The organism is Pseudonocardia nigra (assembly GCF_019396355.1).
Taxonomy (GTDB): domain Bacteria; phylum Actinomycetota; class Actinomycetes; order Mycobacteriales; family Pseudonocardiaceae; genus Pseudonocardia; species Pseudonocardia nigra.
This window is the reverse complement of sequence record NZ_JAHKRK010000587.1, coordinates 1-562: the sequence shown is the minus strand read 5'-3', so window position 1 is coordinate 562 and position 562 is coordinate 1. Positions and strand designations below refer to the sequence as shown.

Annotated in this window: 1 protein-coding gene; it reads right to left on the bottom strand. The window is 71.7% G+C overall.

The features are described 5' to 3' along the window. Positions 1-406: IS110 family transposase (locus KME75_RS42320; protein WP_219420722.1), on the bottom strand; the 406-nt coding region annotated here is incomplete at its 3' end. Between the last annotated feature and the right edge of the window lie 156 nt (positions 407-562).

Genomic DNA, 562 nt, shown 5'->3' with positions numbered 1-562 from the left:
GTCGGATCATCTCCACGGTGCCGTCGGCGGTCTTCGGCACGGCCGTCGCCGCGCCGGACAGCACCGCGCGAGCGGCGCTCTCGGCGTCGATGCTGTCGTTCTTGCCGCGCAGGTGCCGCACGCCGCGGTCCGGGCGGTTGACCTCGAGGACCAGGTGGCCGCGCCGACGCAGGAACGACACCAGCCCGGCACCGTAGGATCCGGACCCTTCCACGCCGAACTCGACCTGCTCGCCGAGCTCGCACGCCCACCGCTGCAGCTGCGCGTAACCGGCCCGATCGACCGGGATGGTGGTCTCGGCGATGACGGCTCCGACCTGGTCCAAGGCCACCGCGACGTGGGCGTACTTGTGGGTGTCGACCCCGACGACGATGCGTCGACGAAGCGGGTGGGGGATGCTCTCCACTGGCTGCGTGTCCTTCCCGGGCTGCGTGGTCACGGCGCGGCCGGGCGGGCGGACAGGACTGTGATGGGACCTGCTGCGATCAGGCTCCTATGAGGTCACTGCCCGCTCGGCGCGCCACCTCTGGCGCGTCGCTCGAGCCGGCGGACAGATCAACGC